The 14,153-nt window shown below is 58.7% G+C and carries 14 protein-coding genes; 2 read left to right on the top strand and 12 right to left on the bottom strand.

The annotated features are described in order from the left end of the window. Positions 1–67: 67 nt before the first annotated feature. The 5 genes from F617_RS0121800 to F617_RS0121780 form a co-directional block, all read right to left on the bottom strand. Complete coding sequence (locus F617_RS0121800) at positions 68–1,309, bottom strand: FAD-binding oxidoreductase (RefSeq protein ID WP_019566706.1); 1,242 nt, start codon at positions 1,307–1,309, stop codon at positions 68–70. Then, positions 1,309–2,031 carry an amino acid ABC transporter ATP-binding protein gene (locus F617_RS0121795; RefSeq protein ID WP_019566705.1) on the bottom strand — a complete coding sequence of 241 codons (723 nt, stop codon included), beginning with the start codon at positions 2,029–2,031 and terminating at the stop codon, positions 1,309–1,311. The genes F617_RS0121800 and F617_RS0121795 overlap by 1 nt, the downstream gene beginning before the upstream one ends. After that, positions 2,024–2,677 (bottom strand): amino acid ABC transporter permease, encoded by a 654-nt coding sequence (locus F617_RS0121790; protein ID WP_004431304.1) that lies wholly within the window; start codon positions 2,675–2,677, stop codon positions 2,024–2,026. Before F617_RS0121790 ends, F617_RS0121795 begins: the two co-directional genes overlap by 8 nt. A gap of 12 nt (positions 2,678–2,689) precedes the next feature. Then, positions 2,690–3,355, bottom strand: a complete 666-nt coding sequence (locus F617_RS0121785; protein WP_019566704.1) for an amino acid ABC transporter permease — start codon at positions 3,353–3,355, stop codon at positions 2,690–2,692. Between the two features lie 71 nt (positions 3,356–3,426). Then, positions 3,427–4,233: a transporter substrate-binding domain-containing protein gene (locus F617_RS0121780; RefSeq protein ID WP_013761084.1), complete on the bottom strand. Its 807-nt coding sequence runs from the start codon at positions 4,231–4,233 to the stop codon at positions 3,427–3,429. 326 nt (positions 4,234–4,559) lie between these two features. Between F617_RS0121780 and F617_RS0121775 the strand changes: the two genes are divergently transcribed. After that, positions 4,560–5,597, top strand: coding sequence for an Ldh family oxidoreductase (locus tag F617_RS0121775; protein ID WP_019566703.1), 1,038 nt, complete (start codon positions 4,560–4,562; stop codon positions 5,595–5,597). 111 nt (positions 5,598–5,708) lie between these two features. On the opposite strand, the gene F617_RS0121770 is transcribed toward F617_RS0121775, so the two are convergent. The 3 genes from F617_RS0121770 to ftsZ all read right to left on the bottom strand — a co-directional run bounded on the left by F617_RS0121770 (position 5,709) and on the right by ftsZ (position 8,646). After that, positions 5,709–6,674 carry a dihydrodipicolinate synthase family protein gene (locus tag F617_RS0121770; RefSeq protein WP_013761087.1) on the bottom strand — a complete coding sequence of 322 codons (966 nt, stop codon included), beginning with the start codon at positions 6,672–6,674 and terminating at the stop codon, positions 5,709–5,711. A 108-nt stretch (positions 6,675–6,782) separates the two neighbouring features. After that, on the bottom strand, positions 6,783–7,481 hold the full coding sequence (locus F617_RS0121765) for a GntR family transcriptional regulator (protein WP_004431295.1): 699 nt from the start codon (positions 7,479–7,481) through the stop codon (positions 6,783–6,785). A gap of 202 nt (positions 7,482–7,683) precedes the next feature. Beyond that, on the bottom strand, positions 7,684–8,646 hold the full coding sequence (ftsZ, locus tag F617_RS0121760; RefSeq protein ID WP_019566702.1) for a cell division protein FtsZ: 963 nt from the start codon (positions 8,644–8,646) through the stop codon (positions 7,684–7,686). A gap of 378 nt (positions 8,647–9,024) precedes the next feature. Between ftsZ and F617_RS0121755 the strand changes: the two genes are divergently transcribed. After that, positions 9,025–9,468 carry a response regulator gene (locus F617_RS0121755; RefSeq protein WP_019566701.1) on the top strand — a complete coding sequence of 148 codons (444 nt, stop codon included), beginning with the start codon at positions 9,025–9,027 and terminating at the stop codon, positions 9,466–9,468. Positions 9,469–9,910: 442 nt separating this feature from the next. On the opposite strand, the gene F617_RS28100 is transcribed toward F617_RS0121755, so the two are convergent. The 4 genes from F617_RS28100 to F617_RS0121730 all read right to left on the bottom strand — a co-directional run bounded on the left by F617_RS28100 (position 9,911) and on the right by F617_RS0121730 (position 14,147). Continuing rightward, positions 9,911–10,057 carry a DUF1127 domain-containing protein gene (locus F617_RS28100; protein WP_004431290.1) on the bottom strand — a complete coding sequence of 49 codons (147 nt, stop codon included), beginning with the start codon at positions 10,055–10,057 and terminating at the stop codon, positions 9,911–9,913. Between the two features lie 215 nt (positions 10,058–10,272). Continuing rightward, entirely contained in the window at positions 10,273–10,875 is a 603-nt protein-coding gene (locus F617_RS0121745) for a hypothetical protein (protein WP_019566700.1), read from the bottom strand. Between the two features lie 212 nt (positions 10,876–11,087). Continuing rightward, on the bottom strand, positions 11,088–12,461 hold the full coding sequence (locus F617_RS0121735) for an alpha-glucosidase/alpha-galactosidase (RefSeq protein WP_013761091.1): 1,374 nt from the start codon (positions 12,459–12,461) through the stop codon (positions 11,088–11,090). 21 nt (positions 12,462–12,482) lie between these two features. Beyond that, positions 12,483–14,147: an ABC transporter ATP-binding protein gene (locus F617_RS0121730; protein ID WP_019566697.1), complete on the bottom strand. Its 1,665-nt coding sequence runs from the start codon at positions 14,145–14,147 to the stop codon at positions 12,483–12,485. Positions 14,148–14,153: the final 6 nt, after the last annotated feature.

Below are 14,153 nucleotides of genomic sequence, written 5' to 3'. Positions count from 1 at the left end.
TTTTACGTCTGGAAAATGCGTAAAAAAACTAGAGAATTTTTGCGTTTCGGAGAAAAGCCAAAATTCTCTAGAAACGTTGTGGCGAAAATGCCCTTGTATCGATGGCGGGTTTTTGCCCCGTCAGTAGATCGGCGACGATGCGGGCCGTGCCGGCCGATTGCGTCAGCCCCAGATGGCCGTGACCGAAAGCATAGACCACCCGCGCCGTGTGGCGCGCCGCACCAATCGCGGGCAGGCTGTCGGGCAGCGAGGGGCGAAAACCCATCCATTGCTTGCCGCCTTCGGTTTTCAGGCTTGGCAGAAAACTTGCCGCCTTGGCGAGAAGCGCCTCGGAGCGGGCGAAATTGGCCGGAAGCTCGAGCCCGCCCAGCTCCACTGCACCGCCGACGCGAATGCCGGTCGAAAGCCGCGTGACAACGAAACCATGACCGCCGAAGGTCACCTGCGTGCGCAGATCGAAGGCGGCTGAAGGCAGGGTGGTATTATACCCTCGTTCCGTTTCCAGCGGAATTTTTTCCCCAAGCGAACGGGCAATGCGATGCGAAAAAGCGCCCGCCGCCAGCACCACCTTGCCGGCCTTGCGGGTGCGCCCGTCATGGCTCACCACTTCCACACCGTCTTCCAGCGGCCTGAGCGCTGCGATGTCGAGACGTTCGATACGACCGCCGATGCTGCGGAAATGCTCGGCAAGAGCCAGCGTATAGAGCTTTGGATCGGCGATGGAATGCCAGCCGGGCGTGAAGGTGCCGCAGGTGAAGCGCGGCGCGATGCCCGGCTGTATCTCGGCCATCTGCTCGGCATTGAGGTGCCGGAATTCGATGCCATGACGCTCGCGCGCCTTCCAGCCGGCAAGCGAGCCTTCGAATTCGGCTTCGCTTTCATAGACCTGGAGATTGCCCTCCTTGCGCAGCATGGCAATCGTGTCGGTTCTCCTGAGAAACGGCTCAAGTTCAGATTTCGACAGGTCCATCAGCGCCGTCTGGGCGGCGGTGGAATGTTCAATCTTCGAGGCGGCACAGGCGCGCCAGAACCTGAACATCCATGGTGCAATCTTCAGCGCATAGGCAGGCGGTACGCTGAGAGGCCCGAGCGGGTCGAGAAGCCACTTCGGCGCTTTCCAGAGAATGCCGGGGGATGCGAGCGGCAGGATATCGGTGAAGGCGAAGGCACCGGCGTTACCGGCGGAAGCGCCGGCCGCCGGGCCTTCGCGATCGATAACCGTGACCGAAAGGCCGCGTCCCTGCGCGGCAATAGCTGCCGAGAGGCCGACAACGCCGGCCCCTATGACGATGACATTGTTTGCAGACATTACCGCACGCTCGACAGGAATTTCTGCGTCTCGGGGTGCTGCGGCGCGCCGAAAAGCCGATCCGGCGTGCCGATTTCCGCCATCACGCCCTGATGGAAAAAGGCGACACGGTTTGACACATCGCGGGCAAAGGCCATTTCATGGGTGACGCAGATCATCGTCATGCCCTCGTCGGCCAGCATCTTCAGCGTATCGAGCACTTCGCCCACCAGCATCGGATCGAGCGCTGAGGTGACTTCGTCGAACAGCATATATTCCGGCGACATGGCAAGAGCGCGGGCGATCGCCATACGCTGCTGCTGACCGCCAGACATGCGGTTCGGATAGACCTTCAGCTTTTCAGCAAGACCGACATGGGTCAGTTGCTTGACCGCGATTTCCTCGGCCTGCTCTTTCGAAATGCCAAGCACCTTGCGCGGCGCCAGCATGACGTTTTCGAGCACCGTCAGATGCGGAAAGGCGTTCCATTGCTGGAAGACGATGCCGACCTTGCGACGCAGCTTGTTGAGGTCGGTCGATTTGGCATGCACCTCGGTGCCGTCGATGACGATCTTGCCGCTATCGATCGGCTCCAGGCCGTTGATGCAGGTCAGCAGCGTCGACTTGCCGGAGCCGGAACCACCGATGATAGTGACGACCTCGCCGTTGTTGACGGTCAGGTTGATCCCTTTCAGAACCTCCAGCGGGCCGAAGGATTTGCGGACGTTTTCGATCTCAATCATTGGGGGACCACCGTCTTTCGAGATACCCGCCGAAACGGGCGATGGGGAAGCTGATAAGGAAATAGATGGCGCCGCAGATCATGAGAATGGTCAGCGGTTCCTGCAGGCGGGTGACGAGGATCTGCGAGGCACGCAGAAGCTCGATAAGTCCGAGCCACAGCACCAGCGCCGAATCCTTCATGACGCCAAGTGTCAGGCCGATCCAGGCGGGCAACGACACGCGAGTTGCAAGCGGCAGCACGATGTAGCGCATGTCCTGCGACCAGGTCATGCCGAGCGAACGGCAGGCACGGCGCGTGTTCGACGGCACCGCTTCGATGCCGCCACGCACGATCTCGGTGCAGTAGGCCGCCGTATAAAGCGACAGTACCACGCATGAGGTGGTAAATGGCGGCCAGCCGAGCTTGGCGATCGACTGGAAGGCATTGCCAAGCACCAGCTGGATGAGGAGCGGCACGGAGCGGAAAACATCCAGCACGAAGGTCAGCGGCAGCGACCAATAGGCCCCGAGCTGGAAGCGGATGACACCGAAGATGATACCCATGAGGGTGCCAGCCGTCACGGCAACGGCGGTGACGGCAAGCGTCATCCCCGCGCCCTTGGCAAGGAAGGCAAGATCACTCCAGGTGAGAGCGGTTTCAAACATGGCGCACCTCTCTCAGTAACGAAACAGACGAGCGGCCAGCAATCTGGCGGCAAGCGTGACGATCTTGGCGATCACGTAATAGATGACCGCGGCAAGCGCGAAGAATTCGAAGGTGCGGAACGAACGGGCGTTCAAGGCCTGCGTGACACCGGCAAGATCCGTATTCATGCCGACGGTGACACCGAGCGAGGTCATCAGGATTGCCCAGACCATCTGGTTGGTGGCAGGCAGGAAGGCGACGCGCAGCATCTGCGGCATGATGATGAGGCGGAAGGTTTGCATCGACGTCATGCCGAGCGAACGGCCGGAGCGCGTTTGCGTATCCGGTATCGCCTTCAGCGCTCCACGGAAGTTCTCCGCAAGATAGCCCGCATTGTTGAAGGCGATGCCGGCCAGAAGCGCCGTATAGGGGCTGAGATGAATGCCGAAATTGCCAAGGCCGAAATGGGCCATGTAAATCTGGAACAGCGCCGGCGTGTTGCGGGCGATTTCCACCCAGACGGCGGCAATGGCACCCAATATCCGGTTACCGGAAAGCCGGAACAGGGTCAGCACGATGGCGCAGGAAAGACCGATCACCATCGACAGGATCGCGATCTGCAGCGTCACCACCGCACCGTCCAGCAGCTGCGGCAAAGCCTTCAGCGCCTGATTCCAGTGGAATGTATAATTGAACATAACCGTCTCACCTTTTCAGAAACGATCAACGGCGCGATCGATCCGACCGCGCCGTTTGGGAAAAGTTCCGATCAGCGATAGACGCCGTTGACGGTGAGCGAAGGAACTTCGCCGCCAACCCATTTTCCGTAGAGTTCGGCGTAACGGCCGGTGCGAACCTGCTGGTTGATGAACAGGTTCAGGTAATTGATGAAGCCATATTCATCGCGGTTGGTGAAGAGAGCGACATAGTCGATGTCATAAGGTGCCTTGCCGACCACCGAGATGCCGGCAAATTTGCCGGTCTTGACGTTGGCCTGTGCAACGGTCGAGGTCGAAACGGTGGCGTCGATCTGGCCCTGGCTGAGCGCGAGGAACACATCGGCCTGCGTCTGGTAAGGACGGAACTCGCCCACGCCCCATTCCTTGACGGTCTTTTCGAGCGCAATGGCTTCGAACGTACCGGCAGTCGCGCCGACGGTCTTGCCCTTCATGTCCTCAAAGGACTTGACGCCGGACTTGTCGTTGGCGGTGACTGCCATTTCGAAGGCGAAGTAAGGCACGGTCATGCCAACCGTCTTGGCGCGCTCAAGCGTATCGGACGTGGAGGCAACGCCAACATCGACGCGGCCGGACATCAGCGCCGGAATACGTTCCGGGAAAGGTGTCTCGACGATTTCAGCCGTGACGCCGAGCGCCTTGGCGAGATCGTTGCAATAATCGACATCGAAGCCGATCGGGTTGTTGGCGTCATCACGCGCGCCCATGGGCGGGAAGTCGAGCACGACCGCACAGCGCAGCGTACCGGACGAAATGATGTCGTCAAGCTTGTCGGCCTTGGCCGGAGTAATAGCGAAAGTGGCGGCCAGCAGGCCGGCGACGATGACCGATTTTTTCATTGTTGATTTGCTCCCAGAATTGCTCTGCCATTGAAGGCGAGGTCACTATTTCCCCATGGAGGCGATAAATCAACATAAAAATACAATGAGTATACAAAAAGAATTTTTGCAGCAGCGAACACTGCTACGGCAGCCGGCTTGCAATTCGGGACCGAAGAGCACGTGAAAATGGCGCCCTGGTTGGGCAAGTCTGCCCTACTCTCATCCCGGCGCTTGTGGCAGGAATGGGCACCGGACGCAGAATGCCGAAAAGACGAGTTGCAATAGAATGACCGTTGTATACTTTATGTATTCAAAATGTGCGAGCCCAATATCGGAGGATTATGATGAGCGACAACACCACATTGACCATCGACGGGCTTTTTCAGCGGGTCGAAGCGATTTTCCGCAAGGCGGGGCTCAATGCCGTGCAGGCGGGAGCGCTTGCGCGGGTTATTGTTGCCGGTGAGCGCGACGCCTGCAAATCGCACGGCATCTACCGCATCGAAGGCGCCCTGCGCACCGTCAAGGCAGGCAAGGTTAAGCCCGATGCGATGCCGGAGGTGGCCGCAGACGACGGCACAGCGATCGTGAAAGTCAGCGCCAATGGCGGTTTTGCCAATCCCGCTTTCGAGCTTGGCCTGCCTGTTCTGGTGGAGCGGGCGAAACGCACCGGCATCGCCGCGCTCGTCATCAATGACTGTACCCATTTCTCGGCGCTCTGGCCGGAAGTCGAGGGGCTGACAGCGAACGGTCTAGCGGGTCTGGTCATGTGCCCGAGCTATTCCACCGTCGCCCCCACTGGCGGAACCAAGCCGCTGCTCGGCACCAACCCCTTCGCCTTCGGTTGGCCCCGTAAGAACACTTCACCCTATGTCTTTGATTTTGCGACATCTGTTGCGGCGCGCGGCGAGATAGAACTGCACCGTCGCGCGGGCAAATCTTTGCCTGAAGGCTGGGCCGTGGATGCCGACGGAAACCCGACGACCGACCCGGAGGCTGCGCTTGCCGGCGCCATGCTTCCGTTCGGCGGCCACAAGGGTTCGGCGATCGGCACCATGATCGAGCTTCTAGCGGGTATCATGATCGGTGACCTGACCAGCCCCGAAGTACTGGAGTATCTCGGCACCACAACGCTTGCGCCCTTCCATGGCGAGCTGATCGTCGCCTTTTCCCCGGAAGCCTTCGCCAAGGGCCGTCCGGGCGATCCTTTCCAGCGGGCGGAAATTCTGTTCGACGCCATTATCGGCCAGGGAGCCCGCCTGCCCTCCGGCCGCCGCTTCACTGCACGCGCCAAATCGGAAAGCGAAGGCATTACCTTGACCGCCGCCGAAATCGCCGGTCTCGACCGGCTGCTGGAACAGGGGATGGACGCCGTCTCCTGACATCAGTCCTTCGTCGTGCCGAACCCAATCAGGCATGACGAAGGATAGCTATCGAACCTTATAAAACAAAAAAGGCCCGCAAATGCGGGCCTTTTTCACTGCAGAAAGTAATCAGGCAGCCTTGCAGGCCTGCACCGCACCCGGAAGCTTGCTCCAGTCGGCGTACCAGCTGTTGAACAGCTTGAACTGCGCCTCGACATAACCGCGCTGGCTGTCGCTGAGGGCATCGGTCTCGTTGAAGTGCAGCGTATATTCCTTGTCGCCCTTCAGCACCATCATGTGCTTGAAGTAGAGAACCAGATCCGGGCCTTCATCGAAGGAGGAGAGGACGGCGAGCGCCTGCTCCAGTTCCAGCGCGCGGGCGCGGGCATCCGCATCGCCCTTGGCGGCGGCCTGCGACAGCTTGCAGAGATGGATGACTTCCTTCGGCAGGACATTGCCGATGCCCGTGATCGCGCCGGTTGCGCCGCAATTGACGAAGCCGTGGACAACGGCAGTATCGACGCCGATCATCAGGGTGACTTCATCATCGCGGCTGGTGATGTTTTCAGCAGCGTAACGCATATCCGCCGGACCACCGAATTCTTTGAAGCCCACGAGGTTCTTGTGTTCCGCACGCAGCGCGAAGAAGAGATCGGCGCGGGTGGCGAAACCGTAATAGGGGCTGTTGTAGATGACAGCGGGCGTTTCGGGAGCGGCCGCAAGGATGGCCTTGAAATGCGCCTTCTGGGCAGCGATGACCGAGCCGCGCGAAAGAACACGCGGAATGACCATCAGGCCCTTTGCGCCAACCTTCTGGGCATGGGCGGCGTGCGCAACGGCAGATGCCGTGTTGACCGCGCCGGTGCCGACGATGACCGGAATGCCGGCTTTTACCAGACGTTCCACGCCTTCCATGCGCTGCTCATCGGAAAGAAGTGGCCAGTCGCCCATGGAACCGCAATACACGACGGCAGACATGCCATCGGCGATCAGCTCTTTGCCCTTGCGGACAAGCGCGTCGAAATCGGGGGTGCGATCATCTTTGCAGGGGGTCATCAAGGCGGGAATCACGCCGGAAAAAATGCTGGCCGTCATTACTAGCTCCTAAGGGACAGTTTTTCGGGAATGGACGCACCTCCGCGCCACCCTTTCAACAAGGACATTACAATCTTGCATTTTATTTGTCGACAAGAAATCGACAAGCTACAGATTTATTTCCAGCCGCTCATTGCGCACTAGTAGTTTCTGCACCTGCTGCACGATCTGTTCGGCATGCTCGCGGGCCAGTTTCTCGGACAGAACGGTGTCGCGCGCGGCGATCGCCGCTATGATCGCATCGTGATCGTCGACGAAACGTTTCGGCAGGCGATCATCATAGGACTGGTAATACAGCCGCAAGATGCGCCGTCCCTCATCCAGCAGACGCTTGAACAGACTGGTGAAATAGGGGTTGCGCCCGGCTTCGGCGATGGAAAGGTGCAGGGCCGCATTGGTGGAAATCATCGCCAGCGCGTCTTGCTCTTCCACCGCAATGGCAAATTCCGCATTATGGGCGCGGATGCCGGCCAGATCTTCCGGACGGTGATATTGGGCAGCAAGCTGGGTCGTCACCCGGTACATCAGCACCAGCGCATCGAAATAGGTATGCATATTGAGGAAATCGATGTTCGACACCATGGTCGAACGGTTCGGCAGCGTATCGATCAGCCCCTCGCCCGAGAGCCGCACCAGCGCTTCGCGAATGGGCGTGCGCGACATCTTGAACCGCTCGGCAAGCTGCACCTCATCGATTGGACTACCCGGCGGCAGAACCAGATCGAGAATCTCGTCGCGCAGCAGATCGTAGACCATCTTCACGCCGGAGCCACGCTTACGCTCGGCAGAAGCAATTATATCCGTCATAACCAAATCCCTCTTGTCGACATAAAGAGTACTATTATATTTTTTCCATATCAACGCCGCGTTGCAGCACCTGCCCCTCGAATGGCGGAATAATTGTTCAAAAACAACAAAAAGCCGTCACGAAAATTACCCGCGACGGCTTCAATAATTCAATTTGTGACATCGCTGCTTTTTTACAAAGCACCGTTCCGAGGTAGGGACCTCAGTTACGCAGGCCGGTGGCCACGACGGAAATCTTGAAAGCGCCGTCCAGCGTCGGATCGAAGGACGCGCCCATCACCACATCGGTCTCTTCGCTGACTGCCTCGCGCACAAGCGTCATCGCCTCGTCGATCTCGTAAAGCGTCAGGTCGTTGCCGCCGGAAATCGACACAAGCGCGCCGCGGGCCTCCTTCAGCGACGGTTCGCCGAGCAGCGGGTTGGCGATGGCGGCTGCTGCCGCTTCCGAAGCGCGTTTTGGACCCTTGGCCTGCGCCGTGCCCATAAGCGCGCGTCCGCCATTCTTCATGACGTAACGCACATCGGCGAAGTCGAGATTGACCAGGCCTTCGCGCAGGATGAGATCGGTAATGCAGCGCACGCCGAGGGACAGGACCTTGTCCGCCGTCTTCAGGGCACTTTCAAAGGTCGTGCCGGCATCCGCAATACGCAGCAGGTTCTGGTTGGGAATGACGATGACGGTATCGGCGGTATTAAGCAGATTGGCGAAACCATATTCGGCAGCACGCATGCGGCGCGCGCCCTCGAAGCTGAACGGCAGGGTGACGACACCGACGGTCAAGATATTCTTCGCACGGCACGCTTCCGCGATGACGGGCGCAGCACCGGTGCCGGTACCGCCGCCCATACCGGCGGTGATGAAGCACATGTCGTAACCGTTGAGGTGATCCATGATCTCGTCAAGCGAATCGATTGCCGCCTGCCGGCCAACCTCCGGATCAGCCCCGGCACCCAGCCCGCCTGTAAGTTCGGAGCTGAGTTGCACGAGCCTTGGCGCGTTGGTTTTCTTCAGCGCCTGCGCATCCGTGTTGGCGGCGATGAAATCAACGCCGCCGATGCCCTCGTCGATCATGTTGTTGATCGCGTTTCCGCCGCCGCCACCGACGCCGATAACAGCGATATTGGGCGTATTGCGGGCGATTGGAGCGCGCGGAGACTGGGTCATCGTCTTATTCTCTTTCTAAACTCATAGGGTCTCGCGCCGTTTTTTAACCGCGGCACGCGAATGATCGGCAACGTTCCTGCGTTTCCTTCCTGGCGCGTGAAGGACGCTGTAACGCTTTGAATTTGCATGCAAGCCTTTGCCCCGCTTGCGGCTAAAGGCTTGTGCTCCAGGGGCGAAAGATGCGCTACGGCGACTGTCTCCGACCCCTTCCCCGGATGAAAACCAAACCGAATCAACTGCTTCGCTATCTAGAGGTGATAGCCGAAAAGCCGGTCCGTTTACACTGTATTCACCATGTTTATCTCACTTTGGAACGAGTTGCTTCGGCAGGTGTTTGCCTTCCGACCGCGCTAAAGCGCATGGAATGGAGGCAGTCATATGTCCGCATACATCCTGCAAAACGAACCGGGTTTCCGCACGGAACAACCGCGTGTGCTGATCGTGGAGGACGAATTTCTCATCGCCATGGATATCGAAGATTCCATTATGCAGGCGGAAGAGGAAGCTGACGTCATCGGCATCGCCAACCGGCTGGATCAGGCCGTGGCACTCGGCAGCCTCGCAGATATTGCCTTTGTCGACGTCAATCTCGCCGACGGCCAGACCGGCCCGGAGATCGGGAGGCGGCTTTCGCAGGACCACGGCGTCGTGGTGATCTTCATGACGGCAAATCCGGAAGTGGTGGTCAATCTCGGTATCGGCGCAGGCGTTATCGTAAAACCTGTGCCGCAGGACGCCGTGGAACAGTGCCTTTCCTACGCACTTGCCAAGCGCGCGGGCACGCGTGCCGTTACGCCCATCGGCATGATGGCTTTCGACTGAACCATTCTTGTGGAGATAAAAAGCGGGTTGCCTGAAAACGGCGCCCGGCGCTGAAAACAAAAAAGCCTGCCGCGGGAGGAGGTGCGGCAGGCTTTTTAAAAGATTGAACAGCGATATGGGAGGAGGAAACCGCTGTCCCCGGGGCAATCCTTGGGAGGAGGAGTAGGATCACCCGCATTACCGAAAGGATGTGGGAGGAGGTACATCCGTTTCGATGATTTGAAGATATCATTTTTTTCTGCATTTCACAGACACAAGCTTGCACCTCAGACATGCATCAAACGCATGGCGATTTTTCCAACCCGAAACATCAATGCAACAGGCTGATCTTCGCCTTTGCACGGCATGCCCCGTGGGAGACACAAGCGTCGACGGTTCGCCAAAAACAAAAACGCCCGCGAAGCGGGCGTTTAGTCATTCAAAAGCGGCAATAGCTGCCTGATTACTTGCCGACGGCGGCGCGGGCGACGCTATTGATCTGGCTACGGTCGATACCGAGATCGTGCAGTTCGCGGCTGCTCATGCGGCCCAGTTCGTTGACGGTCTGACGATACTTGCGCCAGTTATTAAAGCTGCGTGCTACGTTCATGACATTACCCTTTCAAGGTGTTGGCGACGTCAGTAACGTTTCGTTCCGGCGTCCTTTGATGTCCCTTATATGCGCCCTGTCGGGACCAAAGAACAGACAGAATAAGGCAGGCCACCCATGCGCTGAATGCAAGGGTCATCCTCCGAGGGGCGCGGAAAAACGGAAGTATGGCGTAAATTCAGTCATATCGGGGGGCCACTACCGGCACCACGTCGTCAGAACTTGTAGCGAACGCCAAACACATTGGCATTCGTCGCGCCCTTCATATTGCCCAGCGTCTTGCCGCCGCCGGAACGGTGGTGAAGCCGCCAGAAGAACTCCGTCGAGGATTCTTCGCTGAAGGAAACATTGATTTCCGGGCCGAGGTAAAACAGGACATTGGCGTTGCCGTTGTCCTTGATTTCTTCTTGCCTCTCCCGCCCCGGCTGAGCATCCGAGACGAGGCTCAGACCCGCCGTGAAACTCGGCGAAACGAACAACCGTTCCCCGAGCCTGATCTTGTCATAACGCGCGACAGGCCCCGCCCAGACTTCACCTGTGAAACCCTTGCCAAATCTGACAGCAACGCCAATTTCACCGCCCAGTTTCACATTGCCAATGCGATAGGGATAGAACTGATAACCGCCACCCAGAATGGCGTTCTTCTCATAGTCGACCGGAATGAGTGCTGCGCTTTTCAGCATGTCTTCCGTGGTGAGGGCGCCGCCAAAACCGAATATCGCTTGGCTTGTCTCCGAGCCCATATCCTCCGAAGAAAGAGACGGCGTCGCGACCAGGGCAATCATGACTGCCAGTGACAGACTTGGTGCGATATTCATTTGCTACTCCTGAACATGGCCGCTTTTATCCGCCCTCATAAGGGTATTCACGTAAGGCGAACATACCCTTACCGAACACAATTAATTTAACACATTCGGAAATGGGCGAGAAAAGCCGTCCACCGTTGCCGTCGTGGGGGCATAGGTGAAACCGAAAAAGGCCGTGGATGAATCCCACGGCCTTTTGCATTCAGCAGTTCTGCGAAGCGAGCTTACACCGCGCGAGCGCGCTTCACCTCCACCTGCGTCCATTCCGGCAACCAGTCCCGGTGCGCGACAAGCAGATCATCCACCAGCGACCAGATCTGGTCGAGATCGAGTTCCGCTGCCGTATGGGGGTCCATCATCGCCGCGTGGAAGATATGCTCGCGGTTTTCGCTCATCAGCGCCCGCACCGTCAGCTCCTGCACATTGATGTTTGTGCGCATCAGCGCGGTCAGCTGCGGCGGCAATTCCCCGATGAAGGTTGGTTGCACGCCGTTATGATCGACAAGGCAGGGCACTTCCGCAGCGCAATCTGATGGCAGCGAGGTGATGCAGCCATTGTTGCGCTGGTTGCCGTAGATGACAGACGGTTCGCCGGTCCAGACCGAGTTGATGATGGAGGAGGCATATTCCTTGGATTGCTTGACCTCGATCTTCTCGGCTGAGCGATAGGCAGCCGCCTGCCCCTTCCAGCGCTCGATCTGCTCGATGCAGCGCTTGGGATATTCATCGAGCGGAATACCGAATTTCTCGATCAGATCCTCGCGCCCCTCCTTGATGAAATAGGGTGTGTATTCGGCGAAATGCTCGGAGCTTTCGGTGACGAAGTAGCCGAGACGCGTCAGCATCTCGTACCGCACCTTGTTGGGGCAGCGCGGGTTCCAGCCGGGCTTCGGCGCACGGCCTTCGCGATAGCCGCGCACGAGATCGGGATAGAGGTTCTTGTAGCTGCCATCAGGCTGGCGGTGCTCGAATTCCAGGAAAAACGCCATGTGGTTGATGCCGGCCGAACGATAGCGGATTTCCTCATAGGGAATATCGAGGTCATGGGCGAGTTCCATGGCCGTGCCCTGCACCGAATGGCAAAGGCCGACCTGCCGGATGGTCGGGTATTTTTCCGCAATCGCCCAGGTGTTGATCGCCATCGGGTTGACATATTGCAGCATGATCGCATTGGGGCAGACGGCGAGCATATCCTCGCAAATCTTCCACAGATGCGGCACGGTGCGCAGGCCCCGCATGATGCCGCCGACACCAAGCGTATCGGCAATGGTCTGGCGCAGGCCATATTTGCGCGGCACCTCGAAGTCGGTGACTGTGCAGGGCTCGTATCCGCCGATCTGGAAGGCGACGACGACGAAATCGGCACCGGCGAGCGCCTTTTTCTGGTCTGTAAAAGTCTCGGCTTTCGCTTTTGCCCCGAGCGTCGAAATCAGCTTGTTGACGACGATGGCGCTTTCTTCCAGCCTTTCCCGGTTGATGTCCATCAGCGCGATCGTTGCGCCTGAAAGGGCTGGACGTTGCAGCACGTCGCCGATGATGTTCTTCATGAACACCGTGGAACCTGCGCCGATAAATGTGATCTTGGGATCTCGTGCCATATTTGCCTCCGGCATCTTGAACTATGCGATTTCAAAGGCGGCCCGGACGAGCCGCTGGGTGTATTCGGTTTTCGGACGGTTCAGCACCTCCTCGACGGGGCCTTCCTCCACGATCCTGCCGCGCTGCATGACGATGACGCGGTGGCAGAGAGCGCGAACGACCTTCAGGTCGTGCGAGATGAACAGGTAGCTCAAGCCCCGCTCGTCCTGCAGCTTGCGCAGCAGGTCGATGATCTGCGCCTGAACGGAAAGGTCGAGCGCCGAGGTTGGCTCGTCGAGCAGGATGAATTCCGGCTCCAGCGCGACTGCACGCGCAATGGCAATGCGCTGGCGCTGGCCGCCGGAAAACTCGTGCGGGAAACGCGAGAGGATGTTGCCGGGCATGCCCGCCGCCTCCAGCGCGTCGCGCACCCGCTCCAGCCTTTCGGCCTTGGTTTTACCAAGCCCGTTGATGACCAGCCCTTCCTCGATGATCTGGCCGATGGTCATGCGTGGATTGAGCGAGGCGAAAGGGTCCTGAAAGACGACCTGCATGCGAGAGCGCAGAGGCCGCATTTGAGACCGGGAGCGGCCGTCGACCCTCTCGCCATCGAAAATCACCTCTCCGGCCACCGGCTCGTTCAGCCGCAACAGGGATTGGCCAAAGGTCGTTTTGCCAGACCCGGATTCTCCGACAATTCCCAGCGTTTCATGGCGCTTGAGGGTAAGACCAAGATCGTCGACAGCAATCAGTTCCTTCAATTCCGGCTTGAACAGGCCACCGTAGCGCATCATGAACGACACCCGCACGCCATTCGCCGTCAGCAGCACACCGGAATTTTCCGGCAATGGTTTGGCGGTACCATGCGGCTCGGAAGCAAGCAGCTTTCGGGTATAGGGGTGCTTCGGCGCTGCAAACAGCCGCTCAGTGGTGTTGTGCTCACGCATCTCGCCATGCTGCATGACGTAGACGTAATCGGAAAACTGCTTCACGATCGTCAGGTCATGGGTGATGAGCACCACGGCCATGCCGCGCTTCTTCTGCAGATCGCGTATGAGGTTGAGGATCTGCGCCTGTACTGTCACATCCAGTGCTGTGGTGGGTTCGTCGGCGATCAGAACATCCGGATCGTTGGAGAGCGCCATGGCGATCATGACACGCTGCCGTTGACCGCCTGAAAGCTGGTGCGGATATTGCTTCAGCCGCGCCTCGGGTTCCGGAATCTGCACCTGCCGCAAAAGATCGAGCGCCCTCGCTTCGGCCTGCTTCCTGCTCAGCTTCGAGTGGACGCGGATCGCCTCGACGATCTGACTGCCGATCGTATAGATCGGGTTCAGCGAACTCATCGGCTCCTGAAAGATCATCGAGATACGGTTGCCGCGCAACGCCCGCCGCTCGCGGCTTGAAAATTTCAGGATGTCGTCGCCGTTGAAGCGCACGGTCGCGGTTTTCGAAACCGAGGCCCGCTTCGTCAAAAGCCCCATGATGGTGCGGGCGGTCACCGATTTTCCCGAACCGGATTCGCCAACGATGGCGATCGTCTCCCCCCGGTAAAGCTGGAAGGAAATGTCCTTCACTGCCTCCACCGTGCCGTGCTCAACCTTGAAAGTCACGGCAATATTGCGTGCATCGATGATGGCCTGGTCGTTTCGATTATCAGCATCGAAGCGGATGGCAGGGGCGTAGGTGTTCTGTGCAGCAACCATGTTACG

The organism is Agrobacterium sp. 10MFCol1.1 (assembly GCF_000381165.1).
In the GTDB taxonomy this organism is placed as follows: Bacteria; Pseudomonadota; Alphaproteobacteria; order Rhizobiales; family Rhizobiaceae; genus Agrobacterium; species Agrobacterium tumefaciens.
The sequence above is the reverse complement of the archived record's forward strand: the minus strand, read 5'-3'. Positions and strand labels throughout refer to the sequence as shown.

What these genes read in the sequence shown, in the direction of transcription:
- F617_RS0121800 (WP_019566706.1), bottom strand. Translation starts at nt 1,309, where the DNA reads ATGTCTGCAAACAATGTCATCGTCATAGGGGCCGGCGTTGTCGGCCTC.
- F617_RS0121795 (WP_019566705.1), bottom strand. Translation starts at nt 2,031, where the DNA reads ATGATTGAGATCGAAAACGTCCGCAAATCCTTCGGCCCGCTGGAGGTT.
- F617_RS0121790 (WP_004431304.1), bottom strand. Translation starts at nt 2,677, where the DNA reads ATGTTTGAAACCGCTCTCACCTGGAGTGATCTTGCCTTCCTTGCCAAG.
- F617_RS0121785 (WP_019566704.1), bottom strand. Translation starts at nt 3,355, where the DNA reads ATGTTCAATTATACATTCCACTGGAATCAGGCGCTGAAGGCTTTGCCG.
- F617_RS0121780 (WP_013761084.1), bottom strand. Translation starts at nt 4,233, where the DNA reads ATGAAAAAATCGGTCATCGTCGCCGGCCTGCTGGCCGCCACTTTCGCT.
- F617_RS0121775 (WP_019566703.1), top strand. Translation starts at nt 4,560, where the DNA reads ATGAGCGACAACACCACATTGACCATCGACGGGCTTTTTCAGCGGGTC.
- F617_RS0121770 (WP_013761087.1), bottom strand. Translation starts at nt 6,674, where the DNA reads ATGACGGCCAGCATTTTTTCCGGCGTGATTCCCGCCTTGATGACCCCC.
- F617_RS0121765 (WP_004431295.1), bottom strand. Translation starts at nt 7,481, where the DNA reads ATGACGGATATAATTGCTTCTGCCGAGCGTAAGCGTGGCTCCGGCGTG.
- ftsZ (WP_019566702.1), bottom strand. Translation starts at nt 8,646, where the DNA reads ATGACCCAGTCTCCGCGCGCTCCAATCGCCCGCAATACGCCCAATATC.
- F617_RS0121755 (WP_019566701.1), top strand. Translation starts at nt 9,025, where the DNA reads ATGTCCGCATACATCCTGCAAAACGAACCGGGTTTCCGCACGGAACAA.
- F617_RS28100 (WP_004431290.1), bottom strand. Translation starts at nt 10,057, where the DNA reads ATGAACGTAGCACGCAGCTTTAATAACTGGCGCAAGTATCGTCAGACC.
- F617_RS0121745 (WP_019566700.1), bottom strand. Translation starts at nt 10,875, where the DNA reads ATGAATATCGCACCAAGTCTGTCACTGGCAGTCATGATTGCCCTGGTC.
- F617_RS0121735 (WP_013761091.1), bottom strand. Translation starts at nt 12,461, where the DNA reads ATGGCACGAGATCCCAAGATCACATTTATCGGCGCAGGTTCCACGGTG.
- F617_RS0121730 (WP_019566697.1), bottom strand. Translation starts at nt 14,147, where the DNA reads ATGGTTGCTGCACAGAACACCTACGCCCCTGCCATCCGCTTCGATGCT.